Here is a 20835-nt window from a genome sequence, read left to right on the forward strand (position 1 = left end):
CCAGCGCCGTCCCGACCGAGCCGCCGACGGCGAGCCAGTACCCCGTGACGAGCGCCGCGCCCGCCGCAGGACCGGCGGTATACGCGGCTCCGGCGAGAGCGGCCCGTCGGTCGAGCCGCTCCCACGCCGCGCCGTCGGCGCTCAGGTCGCGTCCTCTGGCGTGGCCTGGGTGGCGAGGGCGAGGTCCGCGGCGAGGCCTGCGGCCGTCTCCGCGTCCAGCCCCTCGACCTTCACGGCACCCTTGGCGGACGCCGTGGTCACCGTGAGGGTCGCCAGGCCGAAGCGCTGCTCCAGCGGTCCGCGGACCGTGTCGACGGTCTGCACGCGGGCCAGCGGTGCGACCCGCCACTGCTGGAAGAACCATCCGGTGCGCGTGTAGACGGCCTCCTCGGTGACCTCCCACCGGTGGTGGCGGAACCACAGCCTGGGCAGGACGAGGATGGCGAGCACCCCGACGGCCGCCAGGACGGCGGCGGGCAGGAGGAGCCACAGGCGCGCCGGAGCGATCAGCAGGCCCAGCACGACCAGCGGCACCACAGGCACGGCCGTCAGTAGCACGAGCTGCAACGACCACCAGCCGACGGCGCGCGGATCCACGGCATGCCGTGGCGGACGTAGTCGCAGGGGAGGGACAGGACTCTCGTCGACGGTCGGCGCGGTCACCGCACCATGCTCGCAAGGCGCACGCGGCGCAGCAACGCCTTTCCACGTGCGGCGCGGCGCGACGAGTCCTGTGCGATGAGTCCCGCGGCCGGGGTCAGTCTGTCGTGGGAGCGGGACTCGTCGAGGAGGCCCTGGTCCAGAAGGAGCGAGCGCATGGAAACCATCGAGGACTCCGCGATGTCCGGGCTGGACGTGCTCCGCCCCGGTGACACCGGGTTCGACGAGGCGCGCACGGTGTGGAACGCGATGGTGGACCACCGGCCCGCCCTGGTGGTGCGCTGCCGGCACGCCGCCGACGTCGCGGCGGCCCTGGCGCTGGCACGGCGGGAACGTCTGGAGGTCGGTGTGCGCTGCGGGGGACACAGCGTGGTGGGGCACGGCGTCCCGGACGGTGGACTGATGGTCGACCTCACGCCGATGGGCGCCGTCCGCGTGGACCCGGAGCGCAGACGCGCGTGGGTGCAGGGCGGTGCGCTGCTGGGCGCGCTCGACGCGGCCACCCAGCCGCTCGGCCTGGCCACGACGGCCGGCAACGTGTCCCACACCGGCGTCGGCGGCCTGACCCTGGGCGGCGGGATGGGCTGGCTGGCCCGCCAGTACGGCCTGGCTTGCGACAACGTCGTCTCGTTCGAGGTGGTGACGGCGGCGGGCGAGGTGCTCCGGGCCGCGGCCGACGAGCGGCCGGAGCTGTTCTGGGCGCTGCGCGGCGGGGGCGGGAACTTCGGTGTGGTCACCGAGTTCGAGTTCCGGCTGCACGATGCGGGGACCCGTGCGCTCGGTGTCGAGCTCGACTTCCCGGTCGAGGACGCGGTGCCGGCCGTCCTGCGGTGGCGCGATCTCAGCGAGAGCGCGCCGCGGGCGGCGACGTACACGGCTGGCGTGCACGACGGCGTGGTCACGCTCGGCCTCGTCTGGGTCGGCGACCCCGGCCTCGGGCGGGCGCACGCCGCGGAGCTCGAGTCGCTGGGCGTGCCGACGGCCCGCCGGGTCGAGGAGCTGTCTTACCTCGACCTCCAGACGCGGGAGGACAGCACGCGGGGCCACGCCGTGCGCCGCTACTGGAAGGGCCACTACGTCCGCGACCTGTCGCTCGGCGCGATCGAGGCGCTGCTCGCCACCGATCCCGGCGTGCGGGCAGGCCTCCAGGCCTACGGCGGCGCCATCGCCGACGTGCCGGCCGACGAGACCGCGTTCAGCCGGCGCGACACCCGGTTCGAGTACGTCGCGGCCACGGGCTGGACCGACCCGGGCGAGGACGAGGCGCAGATCGCGGCGGCACGGGCGAGCGCGGCCCGGCTGGACCCCTTCGCCAGCGGCGTCTACGTCAACGTGCTGGGCGACGACGGGGCCGCCGGTGTGCGGCGGGCGTACCCGCCGGAGAAGCTGGCCCGGCTCGCGGCGGTCAAGGCCGCCTACGACCCGGACAACGTGTTCCACCTGAACCAGAACATCCTGCCGGCGACGAATACGACGAATACGACGACTACGACAACTACGACGACTACGACGACTACGGCGACAGCACCGCTGACTGCGTCGTGAGGGGCATGTCCCGACGAACGGTCACTCGTCGCCGAAGGACAGCGCGAAGTCCTCGATCGCCGAGACGACCTCCTCGAGGATCGCCAGGTTCTCCGTCCGGTCGTTCGGCACCTCGAGGCTGTGGTCGGCGTTCTCCACCTCGAGCACGTCGGCCTCCGAGCCGTCGGCGAGGTCGCCGTCCCACAGCGGGTCGGCGGTGCCTCCGATCAGGAGGTGGTTCTCGTCCAGGTCGGCCGCCGTCTCGCGCACGTCGGGCGCCTGCTCGCTGGTGAGCACCGGTGTGAGCCAGACCCCGGGCAGGCCCAGCCGGACCGCCAGCGGCATCGCGAGAGTGCCGAGGGACTTGGCCACCACCAGGTGCAGCGCGTCGTCCCCCGGGTCGTCCCCGAGCACCTCCGCGTAAGCGGCACGCGCCGAACCGAACGACGGACGGTCCGCCCACTCCAGCGTGCGGACCGTCCAGCCCAGGTCGCTCAGCGCGGACCGGGTGTACCAGAGCAGGGGCGCCATCGCGGTGTAGCCGCTCCCGGGCAGGACCGTGACGACCCGAGCCGGGTCCGCTTGCTCGACACGCAGGTCGTAGGCGGTCACCCGTTCATCATGGCAGGCGAGGTGCTTCGGCTCTCGGCGAGGCCCGGCGAGCGCGTCCGGCACGGCGCTCCGGGCGAGCGCGGGCCGGGCGCCGTCACGCACGCGACGAGCTCGACGAACCGCTTCTCGTGCGAGTGCGTGCGCACCGGCACACGATGAACCGGAGCCGGCTGGTCGAGCGAAGCCGGCAGCCCGCACCGAGGAGGCCCGCCATGTCCGACCCACGCCAGCGCAGCCCCCGTCGGCTTCGCGCAACCGGCGCGCTCCTGGCTGCCACGCTCCTCGCGGCGCTCGGGACAACGGGCTGTGCTACCGGGATCGGCGCCGAGGACGGTGCCGGCGCCGGTGCCGAGGTCGACTTCGGGGCGTCGCCGTCGCCGGGCGGCACCCTCCAGGTGATGGGGTTCGGCATGGGCGACGAGATCGGCGAGGTACGCCACGAGCGGGCCACCGAGGCGCTCGGCACCGACGTCAAGCTGTCCGAGGGTGCGCTCGACCCGCAGGCGTTCCTGTCCGCTGCGGCCGCGGGAAATCCGCCAGACCTCGTCTACGCAGAGCGCGACCAGATCGGTACCTTCGCCTCACGTGGGGCGATCCTGCCACTGTCGGCATGCGTCGAGGAGCAGGGCATCGACACCGACGCGTTCGTCGACCCGGCGCTGGCCGAGGTGACGTTCGGGGACGACCTCTACGGCATCCCCGAGTTCAACATGGTCCAGATCACCATGGCGAACGCCGACCTGCTCGCTGAAGCGAACCTGAGCCTTGCCGACGTCGACGGGTCCGACCCGGACGCCGTCCTGGCCGCTACCGAGGCCATGACCCGGCGTGACGGCGGCAAGCTGTCGGTCATCGGCGTCGACTCCAAGCTGCCCGAGTTCCTGCCGCTGTGGGCCAAGGGCAACGGCGCCGACCTCCTGTCCGACGACGGCCGCACCGCGCAGCTGGACGACGAAGCGGTGGTGGAGGCACTCGAACAGGCCGTCGCCGTCTACGACGCACAGGGCGGCTTCCCCGCGGTGAAGACGTACCGCGACTCGGCGGACTTCTTCGGTGCGGGCAACCAGTTCGCGACCGGGCAGCTCGGTGCCATGGCGATGGAGCAGTGGTACGTCAACGTCCTCAACGAGACCTCCCCGGACGCGCCCATGGCCTTCGGCCCCGTCCACGGGCCCGACGGAGAGACGCACGCCTTCGCGACCGGGTCAGCGTGGGCGATCCCGGTCGGGGCCGGAGACCCGGCCGCCGCCTGCGCGTACGCCGCACGCATGACCGAGACCGAGGCCTGGACAGAAGCCGCACAGGCCAGGGCGGACGCGCGCGCGGCCGACGGCCTGGTGTTCACCGGCGTCCTGACCGGCAACGAGGAGGCGGATGCCCAGATCCGGGACACCCTCGTGGCCGAGGACCCGCCCGCACCGTGGGACGACGCCATCGACGCGATGTACGAGGCGAACGACCACACCTTCACGCTCCCGGCCAACCCCGCCGGAGCCGAGTTCGAGACCGCCTGGCAGGACGCCGTCAACCGGGTGCTCAACGGCCAGCAGGAACCCGCAGCGGCGATGGCCCAGGGACAGGAAGAGGCACAGTCCGCCCTCGACGAGGCGTGGGCGACGTGGGACGAGAAGCAGTGAGGGCAGCGCGTCCCGGCACGCGCACCCGCCCCAGCGCCCGTGCCCGCCGCGAGCGCACCGCCGGCCTGGCGTTCATCAGCCCCTGGATCTTCGGGTTCCTGGTCTTCACGGCCTGGCCCATCTTCTACAGCGGCTACCTCTCCCTGACCGACTACGACGTGCTGAGCGACCCGTCGTTCGTGGGCCTGGAGAACTACGAACGCATGGTCGGCGACCCGCAGGTGCGCCTGGCGCTCTGGAACACGCTGCAGTACACGCTGCTGCAGGTGCCCCTGTACGTGCTGGTCGCCCTCGCGCTGGCCCTGCTGCTGCACCAGGCGGGCAGGGCCTCCGGGTTCTTCCGCACCGCGTTCTTCGTGCCGAAGATGACTCCGCCCGTCGCCGTCGGCGTGCTGCTGCTCCTGCTGTTCAACGGCGAATACGGCCTCGTCAACGAGGCGCTCGGCGCCATAGGTATCGACGGTCCGAGCTGGACCACCGACCCCGACTGGATCAAACCGGGTCTCGCACTGGTGAGCCTCTGGTCCGTCGGCGCCGCCGTCGTGATCCTGCTGGCCGCGCTGCAGGACGTGCCCGCCGAGCTGTACGACGCCGCCCGCGTCGACGGCGCCGGCTGGTGGCGCCGCACCCGGACCGTGACGATCCCCATGATCAGCGGCGCCCTGTTCTTCGTGACCGTCGTCAACACCATCGCCGCGTTCCAGATGTTCACGGAGGCCTACTCGGCGTACTTCGGCGCAGGGAACTCGACCTACTCCAACGACGCCGCGCTCTTCTACGTGATCTACCTGTTCCGTGAGGGTTTCGCCGAGCTGCACATGGGGTACGCGTCAGCGCTCGCCTGGCTCCTGTTCGTCGTCATCATGCTGGTCACCGCCGTCCAGCTGCTCGTGTCCCGCAGGCTCGTCTACTACGAGGGGGAGCAGCGATGACGGTCGTGGACGCCGTCCCGGCGGGCGCCGTCCCGGACGGCACGGCAGGCGGGGTGGGCGGCACCGGCGCACCGACGCCGGACGACCGGCGCGAGGCGCACCGCCGCCGACGCCGACTGCGCTGGCTCGTGGTGGCGTCCCTCTCGGTACTCGCCCTCGTGTTCGTCTACCCGCTGGTGTGGCTCCTGTCGGCCTCGTTCAAGCCACGCGCCGAGATCTTCGACAACCGCCTGGTGCCCCAGCACCCGACGCTCGAGAACTACCTCACGGTGTGGGAGTCGGCGCCCCTGGCCCTGTGGCTGGGCAACACGCTGGTCGTGACGGCGCTCGCGGCCACGGCGGTGACGGTCTCCAGCGCGCTGGTCGCGTGGGGGTTCGCCCACTACCGGTTCCGCGGACGAGGTCCGCTGTTCGGGGTGGTGCTGGCGACGATGATGCTGCCGGGCGCGGTCACGCTGATCCCTACGTACCTGATCTGGCACCGGCTGGGGTTCGTCGGCACCACCGTGCCGCTGTGGGCGGGCAACCTGTTCGCGAGCGCGTTCTACGTGTTCCTGCTGCGGCAGTTCTTCCTGAGCCTGCCCCGCGAGCCCTTCGAGGCGGCCCGGCTCGACGGTGCGAGCGAGTGGAAGCTGTTCTGGCTCATCGCGGTGCCGTTGTGCCGGCCGGCGCTGGTGCTGACGTTCCTCTTCGAGGCGCAGGCCTCCTGGACCGACCTGCTGCGCCCGCTGGTCTACCTGCAGGACACCGCCACCTTCACGGTGCCGCGCGGGCTCAAGGCGCTGATCGACCAGTTCGGCCCGGGCGGCGAGTCCCAGTGGGAGGTGGTGGTGACGGCGTCGGTGATCACGACCGTGCCGATGATCCTCCTGTTCTTCGCGGGCCAGCGGTACTTCGTGCAGGGGATCGCGACGACGGGGTCGAAGGGCTGAGCGGGCCGGGTCAGGCCCGTTCCTGACCCGGCCTGCGGGGCTCGCGCCCAGTGCGGCGACCGAGCCCCGGTAGAAGCCGTCCGGGGAGAACACCTCGGCCCGGTGCAGCGGACTGGCGGTCACGTCGCGCCGGTACGGGGCGGCGCCCGTCGTCAGGTAGAGCTCCGCGGCCGCCTCGTGGGCCGTGGTCGACGCGTCGAGCAGCTCGTTCGCGAACGAGGGGTCGACCCGGTGTCCGGCACGTACTCGAAGGCCGGGGTGTGCGAGGTGATCGATATTGATCGGGACCGGTACCGATCGCCGTCGGGCACCGTTTCCGGTCGACGTCCCGCGCACCGGCGTGGGCCGCGGCGACAGTGCCGACGGGCTAGCGGCGGTTCGCCCGCAGGATCTCCTCCTGGTACGGAGCGACGACGTCCCCCGAGACCCGGCAGTCGAGCAGCAGGAAGCGGCGGTCCGCGACGGGCTCGGCCGCCCACCGGGCCAGCCGGTCCAGGTCGGTCAGCGAGCGTACGACCACGCCCTCCGCGCCGACCGCGGTGGCGAGGGCGGCGAAGTCCGTCTCGGGGATGAGCATCGGTTCCCTGGTGATGCCCTGTCGCCCGTACACGTGCACCTCCGCGCCGTAGGCGGCGTCGTTCCAGACGACGGCGACGCCGCGCCCGCCGGCGGTGCGCACGGCCGTCTCGAGGTCGGCCAGCGCCATGAGCCCGCCGCCGTCGCCGGTGGTGAGCACGACGGCGTCGTCGGGGCGGGCCGCCGCGGCGCCTGCGACGCTCGGGAAGCCGAGCCCGATGGACTGGTAGGCCGTGCCGACCATGACCATCCGGTCGGGGGAGGCGACCGGCCAGTACATGTTCGCCCAGCCGATGAAGTGCCCGCCGTCGGAGACGACCACCCGGTCGGCGGGCAGCATGCCCGCGAGGCGGTGCGCGACCGTGCGCGGGTCGAGGCGCCCGTCGGGGGCGATCCCGTCCGCCGGGCCGGTCTCGTAGCGGCGGGCCGCCGCGACGTCGACGGTCTCGCGCCAACCGGACGGCTTGGCGCCCAGCGTGTGCAGCTCGTCCACGAGGATGCGGGCCACGAGGGCGGCGTCGCCCCGGACGAAGCCGCCGACGTGCCGGTGCGTCGCCGCGGCGGCGGTGTCGACCTGGACCACGCGCGTGCCCGGCGCGAACAGGTCGCCGAAGCGCATGGTGAACTGGTTGAGCGAGGCCCCGACCACGACCGCGACGTCGGCCTCGCGCACCAGCTCCATCGCCCGCTGGGCGCCGAACCCGCCCGCGACGCCGAGGTCGTAGCGGCCGTCGGGGAAGACGCCGCGGCCCAGCGCGGTGGTCGCCGTCAGGGCTCCGGTCACGTCCGCGAGGTCGCCGAGCGCCCGGCCAGCGCCGGCGAGCCAGGCACCGCGGCCGGCGAGCAGCAGCGGCCGCTCGGCGGTGGAGAGGTGCTTGGCGAGGTCGGCGATGGCGGCGGCGTCGAACGGGCCCGCAGGCGCCATCGGCTCGGGGAGCGTGGGCTCCGGCGCGTCGGGGACCGGACCGGCCTCCAGCGCTGCGACGTCGTACGGGATGGCCAGCACCACGGGCACGCGGTAGGTGAGCGAGTGCTCGATGGCGATGACGCTCGTGGCGGCGGCGTCCGCGCGGCCCACCGTATAGGTGCGCGCCCCGACGGCGGCCGCGAGCGCGATCTGGTCGACATCCCACGGGCGCGGGCCCGACGTCGGCTCGTCGCCCGCCAGCAGGACCAGTGGCACGCGGGCCGCCGCGGCCTCGGCGAGCGCGGTGAGCGCGTTGGTGAACCCGGCTCCGTAGGTGGCCGTGGCGGCGGCGATGCGGCCCGATGCACGGAAGTGGGCGTCCGCGGCGACCACGCCGCCCGCCTCGTGACGGACGGCGGTGAAGCGCGCCGTCGTCGAGCGCTCGAGGGCGTCGAGGAACCAGGCGTTGCCGTTGCCCATCACGCCGAAGACGTGGTCGACGTGGCGGGCGACGGTACGGGCGACGTGGGCGGAAACGGTGGGCACGGGGCCTCCAGGGAAACAGTGACGGATGAGTCGTGCGGTCCGTATGTGTCCCGTGCGGGCGTGGTGCGAGGCCCGTCGCGCGCCCCTTTTTCGAGCGCAGGCGGTGGTGTCGGTGCTGTCCGCCTTGACGATCGGGAGTATAGCCCTCGGGTCATTCCAGGGTGGTGCGGCTGCTCTCGCGCAGCACGAGGACGCATACCGCCCCGGCAACCAGCACGAGCGCCCAGAACAGGGCGACGGGCCAGACGGCTCCGGCGGAGAGCACCATCATGCCCGCGGCGATCATCGGGGCGAACCCCGCGCCGAGGGTCGAGCCGCCCTGGTAGGCGAGCGACGCGCCGGTGTAGCGGACCCGGGTCGGGAACTGCTCGGCCACGAAGGCGCCGAGGGGCCCGAAGAGCATGCCCTGGATGATGCCGTTGCCGACGACGATCGCCACGGCGAAACCCCAGAGGGTGCCGTTGGTCAGGAGCGTCAGCAGGGGGTAGGCGCCGACCACGCCCAGGGCTGCGCCCGCGACCAGCATGCGCCGCCGGCCGAAGCGGTCGCTGAGCCGGGCGGACCAGAAGGTGACGGCCAGGGTCAGCGCGGCGCCCACCGCCTTCCAGACGAGGACGTCGGTCCGTTCCACGCCGTTCTCGACGGCCATGGAGACTCCCCACACGGTGAGCAGTCCCTGGCAGGCAGGGAATCCGAGCGCGGCGACGAGGGCGAGGCCCACCGCCCGGCGGTGGTGCCGCAGGACCTCGACGATGGGGACCTTGCGCGCCTCGTTCACCTTCTCGAGCTGTTGGAACATGGGGCTCTCGGTGACCTTGAGGCGGACGACGAGGCCCACCACGATCAGTGCGGCGGACAGCAGGAACGGCACGCGCCAGCCCCAGGTGAGGAAAGCGTCGCCCGTGGTCGCGGACATGATCGTCACGACAAGGGTGGCCAGGAGAGCCCCGGCGGGCCCACCGGCCGAGGCGAACGACGTGGCGAAGCCGCGTCGCCGGGTGGGCGCGTGCTCGAGCGCCATGAGGGCGGCGCCGCCCCACTCGCCGCCGACGGCGATGCCCTGGACGAGCCGCAGCAGCACCAGGATGATCGGCGCGGCGACGCCGATCTGCGCCGTCGTGGGGAGCATACCGATGAGGGTGGTGGCGACACCCATGAGCAGCATCGACAGCACGAGCATCTTCTTGCGCCCGATGCGGTCGCCGAAGTGGCCGAAGACGACGCCGCCGATGGGGCGCGCCACGTATCCGACCGCCAGGGTGACGAACGACGCGAAGATGGCGACGGCGGGGTCGAGGGCGGTGAAGTAGACCTTGTTGAAGACGATCGACGCCGCGGTCCCGTAGAGGATGAAGTCGTAGAACTCGATCGCGCTGCCGATGAACCCGGACGCGAGGATCCGGCGCATCTGGGTGGTGTGCAGAGACGGCTGCTGACCGTGCTCGTCGTGCCTGGGCGGGGCGGGGACCGTGCTGGTCCCGTCCTCATGGTTCTGCAGCGTCACGATTCCTCCTTGAATCGTCGGTGGTGCGTGGGTCAGGCGGGAGTCCGGTCCGCGGTCACACGGGGATCCGGTCCGTCGCGGGCCGGAGCTCGATGACGTCGAGATCGTCCGGAAGGTGGAACGTGCCGTCGAAGTGCGCGGCGGCGCGCCGCCACACCGACGCGTCCGCGGTGCCCGGCACCAGGTGGTGCAGGGCCAGCTGTGCGGCGCCGGCCTCGGTGGCGACCCGCGCGGCGTCGGCGACCGTCGTGTGGGACTTGTAGTGGTGGTCGCGCGAGGCGCGGGACTCGTCGTCGAGCCGACCACCGTACGTGCGCTCGATGAAGTCGACGTCGATCGCCTCGTGCAGGAGCAGGTCGGTTCCGCGTGCCAGCCGGACCATGTTCGGGGTGTATGTGGTGTCGCCCGAGAAGGTCACGGAGCCGCCGGGTGTGTCGAAGCGGAACCCGAACGCGGGTGCGACGGGAGGGTGCTCGACGAGAATCGCCGACACGGTGACCAGGTCGTCCTGGTGCACCACGAACGGGTCCATGGGCGGGGTCGGGCGGGCGTTCGGGTGGTAGCCCAGCCCGGCCGGGATCGTGATGTCGCGGGGGGCGAACAGCTCGGTGGGGCTGGGGCGCAGGCCGTCGATGACCCGGTCGTTGAGGTCGGTCGCGAAGGCGCGCACCAGGCTGTCGAACATGGCGGCCGTGCCGGGAGTCGGGTGGTCGGGTGCGACCGGCCGGGGCGGGACGGTGGCACGGGGCGAGACCGGTGGGAGGGCGCCGCGGTCGCCCGGCCCGATGATCGGCACGGGGTGCTCCAGGCGCCCGCCGAGCTCGTACAGGCCGAAGACGGCCAGACTGGCGAGGTCGACGGTGTGGTCGGAGTGCAGGTGCGTCAGGAAGATACCGCGCAGGTCCCGCAGGTGCAGGCCTGCCTCGGCGATCCGCCGTCCGACGCCGTGGCCGCAGTCGACCAGGTAGAAGGTGTCGCCGACCACCACCGCGGTCGCGATGCCGCTGCGGCGCGTGGGCTCGCCTCGGGACCACCATCGGGGTCCGCCGGCGGTGCCGAGCGTGATCACACGGGGGTGCAGGTCGTGGGCGTCGTCGGTCACGAGGATGGTGCTCCTTGCATTGGTTGCCGGATGGGGCGTGGGTCGCCCGGACGGGCGGGCGTCGGTGCCCGTCGGTGTCCCAGGACTCCGGGGCTTGTCCCAGTGTGGTCACATCCCTCATGATCTGAACAGTCGATAGATGTCATGGTGGCCATAAGGGGAACTGATGTCAGAGATCACGCTCCGCCAGATGCAGTACTTCGTCGCGGCCGTCGACCACGGCTCGGTGACCGCAGCGGCCGAGGCCTCGCACGTGTCCCAGGGGGCGGCGTCGATGGCCATCGCTCAGCTCGAGAAGGCGCTCGGAGCGGACCTCTTCGTCCGGTCCGCGTCGCGGCGGGTGGTGCCGACCCCGGCGGGGGTCGAGTTCGCCCGGCACGCGCGCGGTGTCCTGGACCGGGTCGGGGAGGCTCGCGAGATCGTCGCCGAGTCGATGAGTGCGATGAGCGGGCCGCTGCGCGTGGGGTGCAGCCACACCCTGTCGCCTCGTCTGGTCCCGCCGCTGGTCGCCCGCTTCGACAGCGAGCACCCGGCGGTGGACGTGAGCTTCTCCGAGGACGACCCGGCGGCCGTCCAGGAGAGCATCCGCCGCGGTGCGATCGACCTCGGTCTCGTCTACGGACGCCAGGCCGACGACGACCTGGCGCAGGTGCACCTGGCCGACGTCGTGCTGCACGCCGCGTTGCCCGCCGGGCACCCGCTCGCGGCGCGGGAGTCGGTGTCGTTCGCCGACCTCGCCCACGAGCCGGCGATCCTGCTGAACATCCCACCGACGATCGAGCGACTCACCGAGACCCTGCGGTCCGCGGGCGTTCGGCCCACGATCCGGTGGACCAGCAGCAACATCGACACGATCTACTCGATGGTCTCGCGGGGTCTCGGGTACTCGCTGATCAACAGCCCGCCCGCGCACGGGCGGACCTACGAGGACAACCTGATCGTCTTCCGTCCGATCGCGGGTACGGAGTCGATCAACACGATCGTCGCCGTGCTCTCGCCCGGGCGACACGTGCCGCGGCGTGTCCAGGCGGCACTGGACCTCCTGCGCGAGGAGGCCGGGGGCGCCGGCGCCTGAGGCGGGCCCCGTCAGCGGCTCGGTGCCGATCGGACGTCGGGCGCCCCGGCGTTCCAGGACGCGAGGAGCCCCAGCCGCTCGGCCGACGGCGAGCCCGGCTCGGCCGTGTAGATGATCATCACGTGACCGTGCTCGGCGGTGATGTCGAGTTCCTCGTAGGCGAGCGACACCTCGCCGACGAGCGGGTGGTTGAAGCGCTTGGTGCCCGCTCCCGGGGCGCGCACGTTGTGCGCGCCCCACAGCGCGCGGAACGCCTCGCTGCGGGTCGAGAGCTCCCCGACGAGGTCCTGCAGACCCTTGTCGTGCGGGTCGCGCCCGGCCTCCGCGCGCATGATGTCGACGCACATCTCGGCGAAGTGCTGCCAGTCCGGGTAGAAGTCGCGCGCGGCGGGATCGAGGAACTGGAAGCGCGCGAGGTTCGGGGTACGTCCGCCGTCGCCGATGATCGGGGTGTAGAAAGCCCGCGCGAGGTCGTTCATGGCCAGCATGTTGTGGTGCTGGTCGCGCACGAAGGCCACGCCGCCGGTGATCGCGGACAGCACCCAGCCCAGATTCGGGCGGGTCTGCTGCGGGCGGTCGGCGCGGCGTCGCGGCCGACCTGACGCCGGGATGCCGTCGGCCGCCCGCGCGAGGTCGAACAGGTGCGCGCGCTCGCCGTCGTCGAGCCGCAGGGCGCGGGTGATGGCGTCGAGGACCGACGACGAGGCGCCCGCGATCGCGCCGCGTTCGAGGCGCCCGTAGTACTCGACGCTGATGTCCGCGAGCGCCGCGACCTCGCTGCGGCGCAGGCCCGCTACGCGGCGGTTCGAGCTCGTCGGCATCCCGACGGCGTCGGGGGTCAGCCGTGCCCGGCGCGAGACGAGGAACGTGCGCACCTCGGATCGGTTGTCCATCCCGCCATGCTAGGACCGGGCGGGCGGACGAGGGGTGGCCTGTCAGGGCACGTCATATCAGGGTCTCCCGCATCGGTGCGGACGCGGTTTGGGTGGAGCCCATGAATGCTCCACGAAGCCCACGGCGCACCAGTCTGCTGCCCTGGATACTGCTCCTCCTGACCATCTTCGGGCCCATCTCGCTGGACCTGTACCTGCCCGTACTGCCCGCGCTCACGGCGGAGCTCGACGCGGTGACGTCGGTGGCACAGCTGACCCTCACCGCGTGCCTGGTCGGGCTCGCTCTCGGTCAGCTGGTCGCGGGGCCGCTCTCCGACCGGCTGGGCCGACGGGGCGTGCTGCTGACCGGTGTGGCCGCGTTCGTCGTCGTCTCGGTGCTGTGTGCCCTGAGCCCGAGCGTGGAGCTGCTGATCGCTGCCCGGTTCGTCCAGGGGGTCGCCGGGGGCGTCGGCGTCGTCATCGCGCAGGCCGCCGGTCGGGACATCTACGACGGCAGCGCGCTCATCCGGTTCTACGGGCGGCTCACGGTCGTCACGGGCCTGGCCGCGATCGTCGGCCCGCTGCTGGGCGGGCAGCTCGCCCGGGTCACCGACTGGCGCGGCCTCTTCCTGTTCCTCGCCGCCGCCGGGGCGGCGGTGCTCCTGGTCAGCATCGCGGCGCTCCCCGAGACGTTGCCGCGCGAGAACCGCTCGACCGGCGGTTTCGCGCAGATCGTCCGCGACTTCCGGGTGCTGCTGGCGGACCGCAGGCTGGTCGGCGCCGTGCTCAACCAGGGCTTCCTGTACGCCGCGCTCTTCGCGTACCTGGCAGGATCGACCTTCGTGCTGCAGGGGGTCTATGGGCTGACCCCACAGGGCTACGCACTGGCCTTCGGGGCGAACTCCGCGGGGTTCATGGTCTTCGGTTACCTCTCCGGCCTCACCACGGAACGCTGGAGCGTGCGAGGCACCCTCACCGTCGGTGTCGGGGTCGCGGGGCTGGGTGCGGCCGGCCTGCTGCTCACGGGCCTCGCCCCGATGCCGCTCACGCTCGTCGTCGTCTCGCTCTTCCTTCTGGCCAGCGGCGTCGCCATCAGCTCGGCGCCCGCGACGGCGCTCGCCCTCGTCGGTTACCCGGAGATCGCTGGGACGGCATCGTCGTTGCTCGGTCTGGCGCGGTTCGCGTTCGGTGCTGTCGCCGCGCCGCTCGTCGGCGTCGCTGGTGCCCTGAGCAGCCTCCCGCTCGGCATCGTGACGACGGTAGCGGTGGCGGCCTCGGGCGCCGCCGTGCTGCTCACGGTGCGGGCTCGGAGCGTTGTCCACGGCCGCGGAGCGGCTCATGGCAGGTACACCAGGGCCGACCAGCGGCCGATCGAGTCAGCTACCGTACGAACAGAGCACTGAACCATCGGGGGGTCCCCTCCGGCATGCTGTCGCTCGTGACACGCTCCAGGTTGGTGACGGGGACGCGTTCCCGTGTGGCGCGCTTCTGGAGCGATGCGAGGCTCGTGCTCACCTCGTCCGCGGAATGGACCCACAGGTCGCAGAGCGCGTACCCGTAGGCGCCCGTGTGGTCCGCCCGGAGGGCGCGTCGCTGGGAGCGGGAGGACCTCGTGGCGACGTCGGGGAGGTCGCGCAGCACCAGGGCGATCCGGGTGCGGGAGTGCCCAGCGATGTACGTCGGGTTGAGGACGGAGCGCGGCTGGCCCGGAGCGCGGAGCCTCCGGGCCCCGGACCACGAGGTGATCCGCGTGTCCCGGACGACCAGGACCTCGGCGATCTCGTCCCAGCCGATGGCCAGACCGCCACGGACGACGACGCCCGTCTCGGTGACGGCCAGATCGATCGCGTCCGCGCCCCGCCGGACCAGCAACGGGACGGCCAGCACCGCCAGCGCGATCCCCGCCGACAGGAAGATGACGGAGAGCGTGAGCGCCAGCACCCGCATGGTCATCCACTCCTCGGTGAAGAACCATTCACCGAAGGCGCCGAAGTTCTCCGGCGCGTTCCAGGCCCATTCGTCGATGACCGGACTGGTCACCATCGACCACAGGTGGGCCAGGTAGGCAAGCAGGCAGTAACCGAGCAGGTACGCCGCAGGTAGTCCGAGCGGCAGGAACAACCCGGCCCGCCGGAGCAGGTCCGCCTGCCCGCGCGGGGCGGACCGCAGCACCCGCTCGGGTAGGTCCGGTAGCTCCGGCAGCGCGGCCCGGTCCGCCAGGCGGGCGCGGCGGCGCGCACGGAGACGCCGTCCGGCGGTACGCAGGCCCGTCCAGAGGAGCGCGATCAGGCTGGCCAGCGAGATCCCCAGCACGATGAGCACGGGGACGGGCCACCGGTCCGTCACGTAGAACAGCGGATCGATCGCAATCCCTTGATATCCCCAGGCCAGCCAGCGGAAGCGCCCACCACTGGTGAGCTCCTCGACGTACGCCGACAGGATGTGGACGAGGATGAGGAGCGCAGGCACGCTGAGGGCCAGGAGAACCCGGGTCCTGGTCCGCTGACGCCCGGGTGCGGGGGCCGACTCGGCCTCACGCTCGGCGTTCCGGGGTCGGCCGGGGGACCTGCCGAGCCGGTGGAAGCGGTTTGCCGGCCGCAGCCGTTCGACGATGTGACGGTTGAACAGGAAGAGCCCCATCCATGCCGTGAAGATCGCGGCGAGGCCCACGATCGGGCCGAGGAACCAGCCGGCGAGCTCGCCATCGTCCACGATCATGGCGACTGCCCAACCGAGGAGCCCTGCGAACCCCAGACAGAACAGCTTTGCGGCGATGAGTCCGACCATCTCGGCGGTGTAGAACCCCGAGCGTTCGGTCAGATAGTCCTTGAGCGTGGTGCGCTGCGGGCTTGCGTGGTTCAGTTTTCGCTCCTGGAACGTGGTCAGCGGTCGGTCGCCTTCGTCCCGCGGGGAGAAATTCTACTGGCCGCCATGAGGTGGGCCGACCGGCGGCCGGCCCGCTCAGGTCAGGCCGGCGTCAGCGTGTACTTGGTCTGCAGGTACTCGTGGATGCCCTCCGCGCCACCCTCGCGGCCCAGGCCGGACATCTTCCAGCCGCCGAAGGGCGCCGCGGCGTTGGAGACGACGCCGACGTTGAGGCCCATCATCCCGGTCTCCAGCCGCTCGATCATGCGCTGGCCGCGCGACAGGCTCTCGGTGTAGACGTACGAGACCAGTCCGTACTCCGTGTCGTTGGCGAGGGCGACGGCCTCGTCCTCGGTGTCGAAGGTGGCGGTCGCGAGGACCGGGCCGAAGATCTCCTCCCGCAGGATGTCGCTGCCGGGCGCGACACCGGTGAGGACCGTCGGCTGGAAGAAGCTGCCCGCTCGGTCGACGCGGGCGCCGCCCGTGGTCACCTGGGCGCCGCGGGAGACCGCGTCCTGGACGAGCGACTCGGCCTTGCCGACGGCCTTGTCGTCCACCAGGGGGCCGATGTTCACGCCGGACTCGGTGCCGCGGCCGATCACGAAGTCGTTCACCGCAGCGGTGACGCGGCGCGCGAACTCGTCGGCGACCGAGCTGTGCACGATGAAGCGGTTGGCGGCCGTGCAGGCCTGCCCGATGTTGCGGAACTTCGCCGCCAGGGCGCCCTTGACCGCCTGGTCCAGGTCGGCGTCCTCGAAGATGACGAAGGGGGCGTTGCCGCCGAGCTCCATCGAGGTGCGCAGCACGCCGGGCGCCGCCTGCTCCAGGAGCTTCTGGCCCACGGGGGTCGACCCCGTGAAGGACAGCTTGCGCAGTCGCGGGTCGGCGATGATCGGGGCCGAGACGGTGCCCGAGCTCGATGTCGTGAGCACGTTGACCACGCCGTCGGGCAGGCCGGCCTCCTGCAGCAGCTCCGCGAGGTACAGGGTGGTCAGCGGCGTCAGCGCCGCGGGCTTGACGACCACGGTGCAGCCCGCCGCCAGTGCGGGCGCGATCTTGCGGGTCGCCATGGCCAGGGGGAAGTTCCACGGGGTGATCAGGTAGCAGGGCCCCACGGGATGCTGCGTGACGATCATGCGCCCGGTCCCCTCGGGGTTGGTCCCGTAGCGGCCCGTGGCCCGCACCGCCTCCTCGGAGAACCAGCGCAGGAATTCGCCGCCGTAGGCCACCTCGCCGCGGGACTCCGCGAGCGGTTTGCCCATCTCCAGCGTCATGAGCAGGGCGACGTCCTCCTGGCGCTCCTGCAGCAGGTCGAACGCGCGGCGCAGGATCTCGCCCCGGGTACGGGCCGGCGTGGCCGCCCATGCTGCCGACGCGGCGACGGCCGCGTCGAGCGCTGCCCTGCCGTCGTCGGCGCTCGCGTCGGCGATGGTCTTGATGGTCTCGCCGGTCGACGGGTCCTCGACCGTGAGCGTGGCGCCCTCGGCGGCGGGCCGCCACCGGCCGCCGATGAGGAGCCCGCCGGGGACGGCGGCGAGCAGGTCGGACTCGCGGGTGCTGGTCATGCGTACTCCTCGGTGTTCGTGGTGGTGTTCGTGGTGGTGCTCGGTGTGGTGTGTGCCCTGGTGCTCGGCACGTCCTGCGGCAACAACGCCCCGGCGAAGAACTCCCGGAGCTCGTCCCGCGCGCTCAACGGTAGGACGGCGGCCACGTACTGGTCGGGCCGCACGACGACGACGGCGCCACCGCGATCGATGCCGCGTTGCTCGAAGATGTCCTGGGTCGGATCGGTCGCGTACACCTTCTCGTAGTCGACCAGCCTGAACGGGCCCACGCGGGGCTTGAAGACCTCGGGCACGTCCGCGAACTCCACACCGAAGTGGTCCTGCTGGTAGACCACCTTGACGTCGAGCACGGAGTCCGGGTCGGTTCCCGCCGGGGTGTGTCGCAGCAGGGGGGAGTCGGGGGAGGTGCCCATCCACTGCGCCCACTCCCGGAGCGCGGACGGCTCGGCCGGCGCCGCGGCGTCGGCGAACGCGTACACGCGCCAGCGCCCGTCGGCGCGGGCATGATGGCCCAGGTGCGCGGGGTTGCCCTCGGCCACGCGTTCCACCGGCGCGGACTTGAACCGCTTGCCGACGGGAAAGCCCGTGGCGAGCTCCTGGTGGGCGGGCGGGGCCACGATCATCGAGGGCTGGTACTGCGTCATGAACCCGCACGGGAACTCGGCGGTCTTGACGTAGAAGTCCTCGAGGTACGTCGGGTCGGGCAGGTCCTCCGGCGGGGTGGCCATGAGCCGCGACCATTCCCGGTCGAAGTCGATGAGGTTCTGCGCCACGACCTGCCGCTCTGCCGAGTAGGTGGCCAGCAGCGACTCCGGGGCACGGCCCGTGAGCACGTGCGCCAGCTTCCAGGCGATGTTCCAGCCGTCCTGCATGGACACGTTCATGCCCTGGCCGGCCTTCGCGCTGTGGGTGTGGCAGGCGTCGCCGGTGAGGAACACCCGGGGCGTACGCGTGCCGGTGAGGTGGTCCGGGACGTCGTCGAAACCGTCGGTGACCCGGTGGCCCACCTCGTACACGCTGTGCCAGGGCACGTCCTTCACGTCCAGCGTGTAGGGGTGGATGATGCGGTTGGCCTTCTCGATGACCTGGTCCAGCGGGGTCGCGCGGATGCGGCCGGCGTCGTCGGACGGCACCTCGCCGAGGTCGACGTACCAGCGGGCCAGGTGCCCGCCCTCGCGGGGGATCAGCAGGATGGACCCGCCGTCGTGCGACTGGATGGCGCACTTGGTCCGCACGTCGGGGAAGTCGGACACGGCGAGCACGTCCATGACACCCCAGGCGTGGTTGGCCCGGTCACCGACAGCCTTGCGGCCGATCGACTCCCGGATCGTGCTGTGCGCCCCGTCGCATCCGACGACGTAGCGGGCTCGCACGGTGCGTTCCGTGCCCTCGTGCGGGCCGGCCGTGTGCCGCAGGGTCACGGTGACGGGGTACTGCTCCTGGTGACCGCCGTCGGTGCCGTCGGCGATCGTGAGCCCGACGGCCTCCAGACCGTAGTCAGGCGTCAGGCGGGCAGGCCCGGTGGCGGCCACCTCGGCGAAGTAGTCGAGCACGCGCGCCTGGTTGACGATGAGGTGCGGGAACTCGCTGATCCCGTCGGGGTCGTCCGGCGGGACGGCACCGCGGACGATGTTCTCCGGGTGCTCGGGGTCAGGCTTCCAGAACGCCATCTCCGTGATCCGGTAGGCCTCGGCGATGATCCGCTCGGCGAACCCGAACGCCTGGAACGTCTCGACGCTGCGCGCCTGGATCCCGTCGGCCTGGCCCATCTCGAGACGGCCGGACCGTCGCTCCACCAGGTGGGTGCGGATCCCCGGGAACTGCGCGAGCTGGGCGGCCGCGATCATGCCGGCCGGACCGCTGCCGACGATGAGCACGTCGACCTCGTCCGGCAGCTCGGCGGGCCGTTCGAGACCGTAGCCCTCGGCCGGCCGGACGCGCGGGTCGCCGGACACGTAACCGTGGTGGTGGAACTGCATTGTTCGTCCGTTCTGCTCGGTGGGCGTGCTGCTGTCGAGGCTCAGGCCTTGGCCAGGCCGTAGATGGGGCTGGCGGCCTGCAGCTCCTCGTGGTCGGGGCCCAGCGGGATACCCGTACGGTCGCGCAGCATGAGCGTCGCTGCCAGCCCGATCACCGTCATGCCCGCCAGGTACATGGTCACCGCCGCGGTCGTGCCGGTCGCCTGGACGAGCGCTGTGGCGATGGTCGGCGCGAACGCGCCACCCAGGATGGACCCGATCGCGTACGAGATCGAGACGCCGGAGAACCGGATCGACGCTGGAAACAGCTCGGCGTAGAGCGCGGCCTGCGGCCCGTAGGTGAACCCGAGGCCCACGGAGAGGAGGGCCAGCCCGAGCAGCAGCGAGCCGAACGTCGCACCGTTGACCAGCGGGAACAGGGTGAGAACGCCGACGAGCTGCACCACGAAGCCGAGGGCGTAGGTGGTGCGTCGGCCGAGCCGGTCGGACAGCGCGCCCGCGAACCAGGTCGCGGCGAGCCACACGACGGCCGAGATGGTCACGGCCCAGAACACCGGACCCCGGTCCAGCCCGACCGGACCCTCGGGGTCGGAGGCGTAGCTCTGGATGTAACCGCCGGTGGTCATGTAGCCGACGGCGTTGTTGCCCGCGAACACGAGGGCGGCCACGATCACGAGCGGCGTGTGCTTGCGGAAGAGCTGCAGCAGCGGCTGGCGTGTGGTCTCGGCGCGTTCGGCGATCTCGACGAACACCGGGCTCTCCTCGACGCTGCGGCGCACCCAGTAGCCGATGCCGATGAGCACGACGCTCAGCAGGAACGGGATGCGCCAGCCCCACGTGAGGAAGGCGTCGCCGGGCGCCACGGCGTTCATGACGCCCAGCACGGCGGACGCGAGCAGCAGGCCGAGCGGCACACCGATCTGGGGGGACGCGCCGAAGAGTCCGCGGCGCTTGACCGGTGCGTGCTCGCAGGACATGAGCACGGCCCCACCCCACTCGCCGCCTGCCGAGATGCCCTGCAGGATCCGCAGGAGGACCAGCAGGACCGGCGCGGCGACGCCGATCTGACCGTAGGTGGGCAGCACGCCGATGAGCGCGGTCGCCACGCCCATCAGGACCAGCGTGAGCACCAGGACGACGCGCCGCCCGTACTTGTCGCCGAGGTGCCCGGCGACGAAGGCGCCGAACGGACGGAAGAGGAAGCTGACGCCCACGGAGCCGAAGGCGAGGAGCGTACCGAGGCTCGCGCCGGCGGGCTCGAAGAAGAGCTGGCCGAAGACCAGGCCGGCCGCGGAGGCGTAGATGAAGAAGTCGTACCACTCGACCGTCGTGCCGACGACGGTGGCGAGCACCACGCGGCGCCGCTCACGAGCGGAGGGGGAGCGGGCCGCTGTGGGTCCGTCGGGGGTGAGGCGTGACATCGCATGACTCCCTTGTCATCCGGGCCCGCCGTCGTCGGAGGGCCCGTCGTGTGTGCTCGGCCGGAAGGGCGACCTTGCCGTGTTCCCTCAGACCATATACGATCTGAGATACGAAATGCCAGAGGG

The 20835-nt window shown here is 72.0% G+C and carries 18 protein-coding genes; 6 read left to right on the plus strand and 12 right to left on the minus strand.

The window, feature by feature from the left end:
• Positions 1-141: 141 nt before the first annotated feature.
• Both ACYVK7_RS07735 and ACYVK7_RS07740 read right to left on the minus strand, forming a co-directional pair.
• Positions 142-663 (minus strand): PH domain-containing protein, encoded by a 522-nt coding sequence (locus ACYVK7_RS07735; protein ID WP_460887108.1) that lies wholly within the window; start codon positions 661-663, stop codon positions 142-144.
• The gene (locus tag ACYVK7_RS07740; protein ID WP_460887109.1) at positions 660-818 is read right to left on the minus strand and encodes a hypothetical protein; all 159 of its coding nucleotides are present in this window, start codon (positions 816-818) and stop codon (positions 660-662) included. The genes ACYVK7_RS07735 and ACYVK7_RS07740 overlap by 4 nt, the downstream gene beginning before the upstream one ends.
• Here ACYVK7_RS07740 and ACYVK7_RS07745 point away from each other — a divergent pair.
• Positions 817-2205 carry an FAD-binding oxidoreductase gene (locus ACYVK7_RS07745; protein ID WP_460887110.1) on the plus strand — a complete coding sequence of 463 codons (1389 nt, stop codon included), beginning with the start codon at positions 817-819 and terminating at the stop codon, positions 2203-2205. The two genes, ACYVK7_RS07740 and ACYVK7_RS07745, sit on opposite strands and share 2 nt — an antisense overlap.
• Before the next feature lie 21 nt (positions 2206-2226).
• On the opposite strand, the gene ACYVK7_RS07750 is transcribed toward ACYVK7_RS07745, so the two are convergent.
• Together ACYVK7_RS07750 and ACYVK7_RS07755 are read right to left on the minus strand one after the other, a co-directional pair.
• The gene (locus ACYVK7_RS07750; RefSeq protein WP_460887111.1) at positions 2227-2796 is read right to left on the minus strand and encodes a hypothetical protein; all 570 of its coding nucleotides are present in this window, start codon (positions 2794-2796) and stop codon (positions 2227-2229) included.
• Positions 2793-2942 (minus strand): hypothetical protein, encoded by a 150-nt coding sequence (locus ACYVK7_RS07755; protein ID WP_460887112.1) that lies wholly within the window; start codon positions 2940-2942, stop codon positions 2793-2795. Before ACYVK7_RS07755 ends, ACYVK7_RS07750 begins: the two co-directional genes overlap by 4 nt.
• Before the next feature lie 66 nt (positions 2943-3008).
• Between ACYVK7_RS07755 and ACYVK7_RS07760 the strand changes: the two genes are divergently transcribed.
• Genes ACYVK7_RS07760 through ACYVK7_RS07770 form a run of 3 tightly spaced genes read left to right on the plus strand, consistent with a single transcriptional unit; the run spans position 3009 to position 6297 of the window.
• Entirely contained in the window at positions 3009-4433 is a 1425-nt protein-coding gene (locus ACYVK7_RS07760; RefSeq protein WP_460887113.1) for a type 2 periplasmic-binding domain-containing protein, read from the plus strand.
• Complete coding sequence (locus tag ACYVK7_RS07765; protein ID WP_460887114.1) at positions 4430-5365, plus strand: carbohydrate ABC transporter permease; 936 nt, start codon at positions 4430-4432, stop codon at positions 5363-5365. Before ACYVK7_RS07760 ends, ACYVK7_RS07765 begins: the two co-directional genes overlap by 4 nt.
• Positions 5362-6297: a carbohydrate ABC transporter permease gene (locus tag ACYVK7_RS07770; RefSeq protein WP_460887115.1), complete on the plus strand. Its 936-nt coding sequence runs from the start codon at positions 5362-5364 to the stop codon at positions 6295-6297. Before ACYVK7_RS07765 ends, ACYVK7_RS07770 begins: the two co-directional genes overlap by 4 nt.
• A gap of 367 nt (positions 6298-6664) precedes the next feature.
• Here ACYVK7_RS07770 and ACYVK7_RS07775 read toward each other — a convergent pair whose 3' ends face one another.
• The 3 genes from ACYVK7_RS07775 to ACYVK7_RS07785 all read right to left on the minus strand — a co-directional run bounded on the left by ACYVK7_RS07775 (position 6665) and on the right by ACYVK7_RS07785 (position 10932).
• On the minus strand, positions 6665-8326 hold the full coding sequence (locus tag ACYVK7_RS07775) for a thiamine pyrophosphate-binding protein (protein WP_460887116.1): 1662 nt from the start codon (positions 8324-8326) through the stop codon (positions 6665-6667).
• Between the two features lie 151 nt (positions 8327-8477).
• Positions 8478-9830, minus strand: coding sequence for an MFS transporter (locus ACYVK7_RS07780; RefSeq protein ID WP_460887117.1), 1353 nt, complete (start codon positions 9828-9830; stop codon positions 8478-8480).
• A 55-nt stretch (positions 9831-9885) separates the two neighbouring features.
• Positions 9886-10932: an MBL fold metallo-hydrolase gene (locus ACYVK7_RS07785; RefSeq protein WP_460887118.1), complete on the minus strand. Its 1047-nt coding sequence runs from the start codon at positions 10930-10932 to the stop codon at positions 9886-9888.
• Positions 10933-11098: 166 nt separating this feature from the next.
• On the opposite strand from ACYVK7_RS07785, the gene ACYVK7_RS07790 reads away from it, so the two are divergent.
• Positions 11099-12007, plus strand: coding sequence for a LysR family transcriptional regulator (locus ACYVK7_RS07790; protein WP_460887119.1), 909 nt, complete (start codon positions 11099-11101; stop codon positions 12005-12007).
• An 11-nt stretch (positions 12008-12018) separates the two neighbouring features.
• Here the strand turns inward: ACYVK7_RS07790 and ACYVK7_RS07795 are convergent, their stop codons facing one another.
• Positions 12019-12900: a helix-turn-helix transcriptional regulator gene (locus tag ACYVK7_RS07795; protein WP_460887120.1), complete on the minus strand. Its 882-nt coding sequence runs from the start codon at positions 12898-12900 to the stop codon at positions 12019-12021.
• A gap of 101 nt (positions 12901-13001) precedes the next feature.
• Between ACYVK7_RS07795 and ACYVK7_RS07800 the strand changes: the two genes are divergently transcribed.
• Positions 13002-14282, plus strand: coding sequence for a multidrug effflux MFS transporter (locus tag ACYVK7_RS07800; protein WP_460887121.1), 1281 nt, complete (start codon positions 13002-13004; stop codon positions 14280-14282).
• On the opposite strand, the gene ACYVK7_RS07805 is transcribed toward ACYVK7_RS07800, so the two are convergent.
• From ACYVK7_RS07805 to ACYVK7_RS07820, 4 genes are all read right to left on the minus strand, one after another.
• Positions 14260-15597, minus strand: a complete 1338-nt coding sequence (locus tag ACYVK7_RS07805) for a hypothetical protein (protein ID WP_460887122.1) — start codon at positions 15595-15597, stop codon at positions 14260-14262. The genes ACYVK7_RS07800 and ACYVK7_RS07805 overlap by 23 nt on opposite strands.
• A gap of 248 nt (positions 15598-15845) precedes the next feature.
• On the minus strand, positions 15846-17309 hold the full coding sequence (locus ACYVK7_RS07810) for an NAD-dependent succinate-semialdehyde dehydrogenase (RefSeq protein WP_460887123.1): 1464 nt from the start codon (positions 17307-17309) through the stop codon (positions 15846-15848).
• Complete coding sequence (locus ACYVK7_RS07815) at positions 17306-19288, minus strand: FAD-binding monooxygenase (RefSeq protein ID WP_460887124.1); 1983 nt, start codon at positions 19286-19288, stop codon at positions 17306-17308. The genes ACYVK7_RS07810 and ACYVK7_RS07815 overlap by 4 nt, the downstream gene beginning before the upstream one ends.
• Before the next feature lie 41 nt (positions 19289-19329).
• Positions 19330-20709 (minus strand): MFS transporter, encoded by a 1380-nt coding sequence (locus tag ACYVK7_RS07820; RefSeq protein ID WP_460887125.1) that lies wholly within the window; start codon positions 20707-20709, stop codon positions 19330-19332.
• Positions 20710-20835: the final 126 nt, after the last annotated feature.

The organism is Promicromonospora xylanilytica (assembly GCF_054782895.1).

Bases quoted from the DNA above. Each gene is read 5' to 3' on its own strand.
- ACYVK7_RS07745 (WP_460887110.1), top strand. From the start codon at position 817: ATGGAAACCATCGAGGACTCCGCGATGTCCGGGCTGGACGTGCTCCGC.
- ACYVK7_RS07740 (WP_460887109.1), bottom strand. From the start codon at position 818: ATGCGCTCGCTCCTTCTGGACCAGGGCCTCCTCGACGAGTCCCGCTCC.
- ACYVK7_RS07760 (WP_460887113.1), top strand. From the start codon at position 3,009: ATGTCCGACCCACGCCAGCGCAGCCCCCGTCGGCTTCGCGCAACCGGC.
- ACYVK7_RS07770 (WP_460887115.1), top strand. From the start codon at position 5,362: ATGACGGTCGTGGACGCCGTCCCGGCGGGCGCCGTCCCGGACGGCACG.
- ACYVK7_RS07790 (WP_460887119.1), top strand. From the start codon at position 11,099: ATGTCAGAGATCACGCTCCGCCAGATGCAGTACTTCGTCGCGGCCGTC.
- ACYVK7_RS07795 (WP_460887120.1), bottom strand. From the start codon at position 12,900: ATGGACAACCGATCCGAGGTGCGCACGTTCCTCGTCTCGCGCCGGGCA.
- ACYVK7_RS07800 (WP_460887121.1), top strand. From the start codon at position 13,002: ATGAATGCTCCACGAAGCCCACGGCGCACCAGTCTGCTGCCCTGGATA.
- ACYVK7_RS07805 (WP_460887122.1), bottom strand. From the start codon at position 15,597: ATGATCGTGGACGATGGCGAGCTCGCCGGCTGGTTCCTCGGCCCGATC.
- ACYVK7_RS07810 (WP_460887123.1), bottom strand. From the start codon at position 17,309: ATGACCAGCACCCGCGAGTCCGACCTGCTCGCCGCCGTCCCCGGCGGG.
- ACYVK7_RS07815 (WP_460887124.1), bottom strand. From the start codon at position 19,288: ATGCAGTTCCACCACCACGGTTACGTGTCCGGCGACCCGCGCGTCCGG.
- ACYVK7_RS07820 (WP_460887125.1), bottom strand. From the start codon at position 20,709: ATGTCACGCCTCACCCCCGACGGACCCACAGCGGCCCGCTCCCCCTCC.